Origin of the sequence: Steroidobacter sp., assembly GCF_016790065.1 — a bacterium.
Classification (GTDB): domain Bacteria; phylum Pseudomonadota; class Gammaproteobacteria; order Steroidobacterales; family Steroidobacteraceae; genus Steroidobacter.
This window is the reverse complement of record NZ_JAEUPY010000416.1, coordinates 1-8807: the sequence shown is the minus strand read 5'-3', so window position 1 is coordinate 8807 and position 8807 is coordinate 1. Positions and strand designations below refer to the sequence as shown.

At 61.8% G+C, this 8807-nt stretch carries 6 protein-coding genes; 2 read left to right on the top strand and 4 right to left on the bottom strand.

All coding sequences use genetic code 11. The annotated features are described in order from the left end of the window. Window positions 1-458 (bottom strand): STN domain-containing protein (locus tag JNL55_RS17255; protein ID WP_293856190.1); only part of this gene is annotated, 458 nt, incomplete at its 3' end. A gap of 126 nt (window positions 459-584) precedes the next feature. Between JNL55_RS17255 and JNL55_RS17250 the strand changes: the two genes are divergently transcribed. After that, window positions 585-1094, top strand: coding sequence for an RNA polymerase sigma factor (locus JNL55_RS17250; RefSeq protein WP_293856187.1), 510 nt, complete (start codon window positions 585-587; stop codon window positions 1092-1094). Next, the gene (locus JNL55_RS17245) at window positions 1091-2101 is read left to right on the top strand and encodes a FecR family protein (RefSeq protein WP_293856184.1); all 1011 of its coding nucleotides are present in this window, start codon (window positions 1091-1093) and stop codon (window positions 2099-2101) included. The genes JNL55_RS17250 and JNL55_RS17245 overlap by 4 nt, the downstream gene beginning before the upstream one ends. A gap of 34 nt (window positions 2102-2135) precedes the next feature. Here JNL55_RS17245 and JNL55_RS17240 read toward each other — a convergent pair whose 3' ends face one another. The 3 genes from JNL55_RS17240 to JNL55_RS17230 form a co-directional block, all read right to left on the bottom strand. Continuing rightward, window positions 2136-3593 (bottom strand): serine hydrolase domain-containing protein, encoded by a 1458-nt coding sequence (locus tag JNL55_RS17240; protein ID WP_293856181.1) that lies wholly within the window; start codon window positions 3591-3593, stop codon window positions 2136-2138. Continuing rightward, a complete protein-coding gene (locus JNL55_RS17235) occupies window positions 3590-7795 on the bottom strand; it encodes an erythromycin esterase family protein (protein WP_293856178.1) in 4206 nt (1401 codons plus the stop codon). The genes JNL55_RS17240 and JNL55_RS17235 overlap by 4 nt, the downstream gene beginning before the upstream one ends. 67 nt (window positions 7796-7862) lie before the next feature. Next, a partial coding sequence (locus JNL55_RS17230; RefSeq protein WP_293856175.1) for a TonB-dependent receptor occupies window positions 7863-8807 on the bottom strand: 945 nt, incomplete at its 5' end.

The window sequence follows — 8807 nt, the reverse complement described above, 5'->3', positions numbered from 1 at the left end:
GGCACATCGCGTGTCGTCGTCTCGGCGCCGCGGCCGTAGACGGTGACTGATTCGATGGCGACTTCTTCCAAGGCCGCGGTTTGCACCGGCGAGGCATCGGCAGGCAGGCGAGCATCACCGGAGGTTTGATTGGCTTTCGGTTTGACGACCACCGTTGCCTTGCCGTCGTAGCTGACGACCAGGCGCGTTCCCTCGGTGAGCTTGGTAATTGCATCCACCGCCGAATACTGGCCTTTGAGCGCCGGCGCCAAGATGCCGGCAATGTCGGCGCTCACGTAAACGAGCTGCAGATTTTCTCGCTCGGCGATGGATTTCAGCGAGGCCTCCAGCGATTGGGCCGGCAGATCGAAATCCACCGGGTTGGACTGACTCCACGCCAGCGAGGCGAATGCCAGTGCGCACGAGGCCACAGGGCCGCAGGCTGCCAGAGCAAAGGATCGACGGTGTTTTTGATGCATGTCGCGGCCCCAGGTTTGTCGTTGTGATTTCAAGCTCCCTATCGAGTACTTACGGCGCACGCCGCCAAACCCGACAGCGTTTGAAAATTTCTTCCACGGCTGTGCGAGTGGTGGCACTCTAGCGCCATGCCCGACTCGCCGGTCACCCGTCTGTTCAGATCGCAGGGGAAACGCGTTCGTAGTTTCCTGCGCCGGCGGTTGCGTAGTCATGAGGATGCCCAGGACGCGACCCAGAACGTGTTCCTCGGGCTGTTACGTCGCGAGAATGCCGGCGCGCTGGAAGAGAATCCGCGCTCCTACATGATCAAAGCCGCCTACAACGCGGCCACCGATGTGCAACGCGCCCGCATCTCACATCAAGTCGACGACCACTGCACCCTCGATGACAACATCGCTGGCAACGAGCGCACCGAAGCCAGCGAGATCGTCTATTGGCGCGAAGGTCTGCGCTTGTTCGTCACCGCCCTCAACGAACTGCCCGACCTGACTCAGCAAGTGTTCGTTCTCTATCACGTCGAAGGGCTGTCACATACGACGATCGCGCAGACCTTGAATCTCTCGGTGCGCAGTGTCGAGCGGCACATGGCACGTGCGATCGCGCACTGTCAGGATCGATTAAAGGATTACCTGCGATGAGCACTCCCTCGGTCTGGAAGCAATTGCGTCACGTGTTGGGGGGCTATCCCACCACCGCGGCCGATTGGGCGGTTCGCACGCAGTGCCCCGATGTCACCCGAGAAGAACTGCTGGTACTCGATCAATGGCTGACCGCTGACCCGCGCAACGCGCAGGCGTATGCCGAAGTCAACAAGATCGGCTATCTCGGTGCGCAGCTGCGTGAACATAGCGAGGAGCTGCTGCATTTGGAGGGCTATCAACGTTTGCTGGCCACCCGGCGCCAAAGCCGAGTCGCGCCAGAACCACGCTTCGGCAGGTTCGTTACACTCGCCGGCAGCTGCGCACTGCTGCTACTGGCGGTGACGCTCAGCTGGTTCTGGTATTCGAACGGCCGCTACTCCGCGGGCCATGGCGAACAACAACGCATCGCGCTTGCCGATGGCTCGAGCGTCGTGGTCAACACCGACTCCGAGGTGAAGGTGCGCTATGACGATCACGTTCGCATCGTCGAACTGCCACGCGGCGAAGCATTCTTCGAAGTGGCAAAGAACGCCGCACGACCGTTCATCGTCAAAACGGATGATCTGGAGGTTCGCGCCATCGGCACGCGGTTCAGCGTTCGACGCACGGACGACGGCACTCGGGTTGTCGTCACCGAAGGCCGCGTTCGCGTCTCTCGTACGGGCGACGCCAGTACCGCGCCGGTCGAGCTCGGCGCAAACAATCAAGTACTGGTGGCCGTAAAGGAACAGATTCCACCGCCCGTCGCGATCGATACCGCAGCGGCCACGAGCTGGACGTCAGGCATGATTCAGTTCGAGGACGTGCCCTTGAATGCGGTGCTACAGGAAGTGAACCGCTATACGCCGAAATCCTTCGTGATCTCCGACCCGGCGCTACAAGACATCCGCTTGACCGGTCGGTTTCGGGTGGGCGACATGGACTCGGTCAAGTTCGCCCTGGCGAACCGATTCGACATCGGCATGACAGAAGACGCGCGGGAGATTCGGCTGAGCAAGCCGTGACCTCGTGCCTTCTCCTGAGGAGGCGAGCTCGAACTCACTCCTGCGCTGGCAGCCTCTCCAACTCAGCGCGGAACGACAACGCACTACCGATCCGATCTGCGACCGGCCGAGACATGGCGTAGGCGGCACCGCTGAGCTTTCCATCGCGCAGCGTGAGGTCGAGACTGACTCGATAGTCGTAGCGGTTCGCGTCCGTGCTGCCGAGGCTCGCAGCGATATCTTCGATCAACAGCTCGTGTCGTCCGTCGGTCACCCGAAATTGCGCATTCGGGATCGACGCCACGGACGACGCTCCCACCTTCACTTCGACCATCCCCGTAGCTTTGATGTCGACACTCAACGGGACGGTGCGCGCATCGACATGAGCCTTTCCCTGCCAGCAGCCGACCACTGGCGCCGCGGGCGCGAGCTTGCGTCGGGCCACCCATTCGTTGGGCAGAAGTGTCTGCAAGATGGCCGCATTGATCTCTTCGAGCTTGGTGGTCTCGACGTTGGTCATTGTCGCAATAGCCACGTCGTACTCGGGAATCAGCATCAATCGACTGGCCACGCCGGCCATCGAGCCTGCATGTCGTAAAACCTCGAAGCCATTGAACGGACGCAGCCCCCAGCCCAAGGTCCGCATGCCGCGGTCGCCATCCTTGGCCGTCGGCACGCGCATTTGATCGATGCTTGGATCAGAGAGAATGCGCTTCTGTCCCGGCACGCGATTCTTGAGATGGAACATGCCGAAGAGCGCGAGGTCGTGCGCGCTCGCATAGGCTGACGAGGCGCCCGGCGTGTCGGCGTCGTAGAACGGTACCGGAACCCGATTGCGGGCGTAGCGAACAGCAACACGTGCATCGTTGCGGGCCTCGCTGGTCATCATGCTGCCGGTCATGCCCAGCGGCTGAAATATCTCGGTGCGCAGAAAATCGGCGAACGGACGCTTAGCCGAGCGCTCCACCACGTGACCTAGAATTCCATAGCCGAGATTCGAATAGAGATAGCCCTCCCCCGGCACGCGAACCAGCGTTCCATACTCATCGATAGTGCGTTCCATGGACGGCAGATGTGCGCCATCGCCGTCATAGAAGAATCGCCAATGTGTCGGCAGGCCAGCAGTGTGATCGAGCACGCGACGCAAGGTCGCGGCCTTCACATTACCCACATGCGCTTTGATGGGGTGCTCGCCGAGATAATTGTTCAATGGCGCATCGAGGTTCAGTTCCCCGCGCTCCACCAACATCATGATCGCGGTTGCGGTGATCGGCTTCGACATCGAGGCCAGCGAGTATGGCGTTCGAGGCGTTGCAGGCACTCGCTTGGCTACATCCGCCCATCCATAGGCCTCTTCCCAGATGATTTGGCCCCGCTGCGTCACTGCAAGCGCGACGGACGGCAGGTTCTCCTCCAGCATGATGTCCCGAATCTTGGCGCGTGCCGGCTCGAAGCGGTCAGCGTGGGCGAACATTGGCAGTAGCATCGCCAATACAGTCACGAACCATTTCATTGGATCATCCCTTGCAACTGCAGCGAGCTGCCAATGACGGCATCAAACAGTGTCGGATCGACGCTGTGCTTGGCATCGGACCATGACGTGCCGAGCGTCACATAGTCCGCACCCAGTCGTGATTTCAAATGATCGCCCATCGACATGAACGCTTGGCGCGCGCCGACAACTACATGAGCGTTATGAGCCACCACGAAAGCGCGCGCATAGTTGCCTTCGCGGCTCAGCGCCCACAACAGATTGTCCGCGCTCGTGGCGTCACGTTGGTTGCGATCACCGCTACGACTGAGCCACCAGCCATTAGCTCGCATGTCCGCATCGAGCGAGCGCGCGTTGCCGACATTTCGCAACGCTCGGGCGTAGGCGAGTTCGTCGCCCGCGGCGATCCATTCGATGCGTCGGCGTTCGAGCAGGCTCACGACATCGGCAATCAACGCAGTCAAGTCGTTGCGATTCTCGACGCTCATCCTGGTGTATGGATTTTCGCCGTCCATGACGTAGGCGCCGTTCGAAATCGACATCAGTAGTGGCTGTGCACGCACCTGCATCGACTGAGCACGGCTCGGATCGACGGTGCGCACGTAATCCAGCGCCGCCTGCAACGGCGCGCCTGGATTGGCGCGCGGACCGGACAAGCTATGACCCAACATTTCCAGCCCGTAGACATGTAGCTGGCAGCGCTGCGGTGATCGTTGGTTGCGTGCTCTCATCCATTCCAGCAGTTGCCGATTTTCCTCCAGCGCCCGTGGCGCGCCGAAGGACCAGACCGCTGCTACCAATGCATCGTCAAGAGTGCCGCGGCCGCGCACGTAGTCATCGACTCGAGTCGCCGCCGCAAAGTCGGTCTCCATCGCGATGGCACAGAAGCCGAGCTCCTCCACCAGGTACTCGAAGACTCGATTCCGTAACGACAGCAACGCCGGCACTTCATGTGCAGCCTCACCGAAAGCGACCACGCGTGCCGAGTCGACCACAGACCGCAGTGAGCGAGTCTCAGGTGCAGCGGCTACCGGCGGCGACGATGAGCGCGTAGGCCACTCACGCCTCAGCGTGTCGCCGTCATACAGAACGCCGCCTTTCATCACCTGCCGAACGGCGGCGATATTTTTAATATCATCGAGCGGGTTGGCGCGCAGCACGATCAGATCCGCCACTTTGCCGACTTCGATCGAACCGAGATCACGCTCCGCCCCAAGGAACGCAGCGCCCGCTCGGCTCGCCGCTTCCAGCGCACCCATCGGCCCCATCGCCGCAGCGAGCATGCGAATCTCCCACTGCACGGTGTAGCCCGGCCCGTGCGTGCCGATCGCCGCATGCCCGCCCGCCGCCATCACATCGGCCGCGAACTGCGATTGCAACGGGAAGGCGTAATCGCTCAGCGGACGAAACTCGCGCCGACGCGTGCCATACGGTGGCGACTCTCCCGGCCACATGAAGTGCTGCACCTTGGGATTCTTCCAGTACTCCGTCTCCTGCACGAAATATCCGTCATTGCGAACGAAGCCCATCCGGCCCAGCGTGACATTGAAGGTAAAGCCGGCTTGACCGAAGAACTGGGCCGCATCGGAGTACAGCGGCGCCTGCACCGGAATGTGTTGCGCGCCGGTGTACCCTTCCATGGCCAGACTCAAGCCATGCTCGAAGAATCCCGTCTGCAAATGTCCCGTGATGCCGATGCCCCGCTCGCGCGCAGCTCTCGCGAGCGCCTGTCGCTCTCTCGCGCCGGAGAGGGTGAGATTCTTGAGGGCCACCGCACCGAAGGAAACATTCTTGCGAGTCTCTCGATCAGCATCGGCGGCATCCAGAATCTCGACGTAGCTGCTACGCGCCCCTCTGTCGCCGCGAAAGTAGTCGGCAGCACCAAACAAACGCGGCCCGACGTTGATGCCCGCCTCGATCAGTTCGGCCTCTGCATAGATGGCTTGCGCGCCGGAGGACGGTGCGAAACCCGTCGTCACGCCATGAGCGAGCGCCATTTCACCTTCAATATTGCGCGGCTCCAAGAGCTCATCGCGTCGGCCGCCAAAGCCGCTGTGCATGTCGATGAAGCCGGGGATGATGGTCATGCCGTTGGCATCGACCACACGATCCACTCGTGCAACGTCGCATCGACCGACGCAGGCGATCCGTCCGTTGCGAACGACGATGTCCGCGCGCTCCATCACCTCTTGCTTGCGCAACGTCACCACCCGTGCGCCCGTCAACGCCAGACTGCCGCGAGGGACATCACGAGGCACCGTAATCTTGAGTGGCAGATTCTCCGATCGATTCGTCGATACCCGATGAATGAGCCCACCCTCACCCGTCACTTGTAGGCGATCCGCGTCGAGCCAACGCGGATCGAATGCGCGTGCCGCGGACAAGCGTCGCATGACCTGCCCCGTCTGCTGGTAGAGCTGCTCTCGATTGATTCGTGTCATCGGCGCCATCGGGTCGAAGTGCGCAATGAAAACCTCCGAGCGCTTTTCGATGGCGAGATACTTGCCGTCGGGCGATGGCACGACCGACGTTGCAAACGGCAGCTCCGCGTGCACGCGCAGATCCGTTCCATCGGTACGAACCGACGACAGCCGCGTCGTCGGCTCGAAGTCCGCTCGACTGTGATCGGTGAAGTACAGCCGCCCATCGGGCCCATAAGCAGGCACTGGGATCGCCAGATCCGGCCACGACAGTGTCGTAACCTGGCGCACTTGCCCGGTATCGAGCACGATGGTCACCAGCGACAGCGGGCTCTTGCCCAGGTTCGAAGAACATTCGAACAACGCGCCGCAGCCTGCGACAGCGGCAAGTTCACGCCCACCCGAGTGCCAGACGGGGTTTGCATACTCGCCGGACGTCACCGTGACAGGCACAGGATCCGTACCATTCATCGCGACCTGCCAAATGCGTGTGCGCCGATCGGCATCGACACCCACGAAGGCAATCGAGCGGCCATCCGGCGCCCACGCCGGCATGAATTCCAGCGGCGCAAACGACGCGGGCGTCAAACGACGCGCCCCGTTACCTTTCGCCCCCGCGAGCCACAGTCGCCCCACCGCTTGAAAGACAACGTGTTTGCGATCGGGCGACGTGCTTGCCCAACGCAACGCCCTAGCCGTCAATGGCGCGTCCGAGATCGACACCTGGGCCCGCGCCTGTTCCGAAATCGTTCGATGCACGCGCGCTCGAAACGGGATCGTTGCCACCGCACCCGTTTCGACCTGCACGCGCCGGATCTGCCCGCCTTGCGCGATGACGATCGAGCGGCTGTCGGGGAACCATGCGTAAGCAGGCAGCAACGCCGGCACTTGGGTATTGATGTTGCCGCCATCGGCGATATCGGGATCCAGTGCATCGAGCACCTGCCGCTCGGCACCTGTGTGCAAATCCCGAATCCACAGACTATTGCGCGGACCGTAGCGATGACCGCGCACCACCATCACCTGATCGGGCAAACGTCGCGCGAACGCAAGCCATCGACCGTCTGGTGAGGCCACCGGTGCGAGCCCGCCATCCAATACGACGGCATCTCGATCGGTAGTGCCGAGCGCCTGCCGCGCCAATCTGAAGTCGGCGCGAGTCAGATCGATGGTGCGTTCATCCGCCCCGGCGAAGTACTGAAAATAGAAGGAACGCCCGTCAGCAGCCACTGAAGCGAACGATGACGCCCGCCGCTGCGGCGGCGAGACTCGCGTCGGCTCGGCACCGTCGAGCGAATAGCGCCACAAGCCGAGCGCCGCATCGAGATAGCTGCCGGTGGTGCGCGTCGTCATGCGTTGCGCGATCAAGCTACGGCCATCTCGACTCCACACAGGCGCCGCCGCGATGATGTCAGGCTCGTGCCGCACGATGCGCGGATTCGTGCCGTCGCCGTTCATGAGCCAGAGGTTGTGATAACCGCCTCGCTCCGAGACGAACGCAATCGCATCGCCCGACGGGGAATACCTGGGATGAAAGTTGACGGCGATGCCGCTGTTTTGAGTCAGGCACTCGGCCGTACCACCCTCGGATGGCACGCGGTAGATGTGGCCGAGCAAATCGAAAACGAGCCAGCGACCGTCGGGCGACACATCGATGGACATCCAGCTGCCCTCCGAGGTCTCGAAGTCGATGTTTCGCACGCGCCCCTGTGGCTGCATCAGCTCTGCGTTCGCGACGGCCGCAAAGGCGAGCATGACCGCCCACAGCAACCCGCTGATGATCGTTCTATTCGTCTGAGTCATCGATACTGCCCCCATCGAGCATCCGGATCGACCGCGGTCGATCCGGATGGGTGACTCAATGAGTCATTCAGCGAGGAGAGCTGAAGTTGAAGTTGAAGCGCAGGCCGAAGGTGCGCGGGATGAAGATGGCGCGGGTGCCTCGCAAGCTCGTACCACCCGCGGTCCCCACCCAGTAGATCTCATCCGTGATGTTGTCCATATACGCGACCAGGCTCCAACGCTCGGTAGACACTCCGGCGGTGACGTTGAATATGCCGAACTCGGGCAACTCCGACTCCGGCGTGCGCAACACTGAATCGAACGTTTGCGCCTGCCACTTGTAGTCGAGACGAAACAAGCCGTCGTAGGTAGCGTTGATGGGCGCCTCGAAGACGTTCGCGACATTCACCGTCCACGGACGAATGCCAGCAATCTCCGAACGCGCCGTGCCGGGTCGTTTCAGTTCGGTATCGACGTAGCCGGCACCCAGTTGCAGGCTCCAGGCATCGGTCAACAACGCATTCAACTCCAGTTCCGCTCCCTTGGCCGAGCCTTCGCCCTGGTTGCGATCGTAGGTGAACGATTCGAACCCGGCATCGACGATGGCAGGTCCGCGGATCTGCAGATCCTGGTAGTCCATGTAGAACGCCGCCAAGGCGTAGCTCAATCGCTGACCCAACAACGTGCCCTTGTAACCGAACTCGTAGTTGGTCAGGTATTCGTTGTCCACCGTGTCAGGAACGACCACCACGCCGCCCGCCGTGTTGTGCGTTCCGACCGCCAACGGGTTGTTGCCGTAGCCCGGCCGGAATCCGGTGGACGTTTGCAGATACACCATGCTCGTGTCGGTGACATCGAAGCTCAAGGCCACGCGCGGATCGACTTCGTCGGTCTCGCCCTTGATCCGCACCATCGTCGGCAGCGGCACGCCCTCAGCAAACACCGCCGCGTTACCAAATGAATTCTCGACCTGCGTGAAACGCACGCCCGCCGACAGATGCAGCCTCGGCAGAATGTCCCAGAACACGTTGGC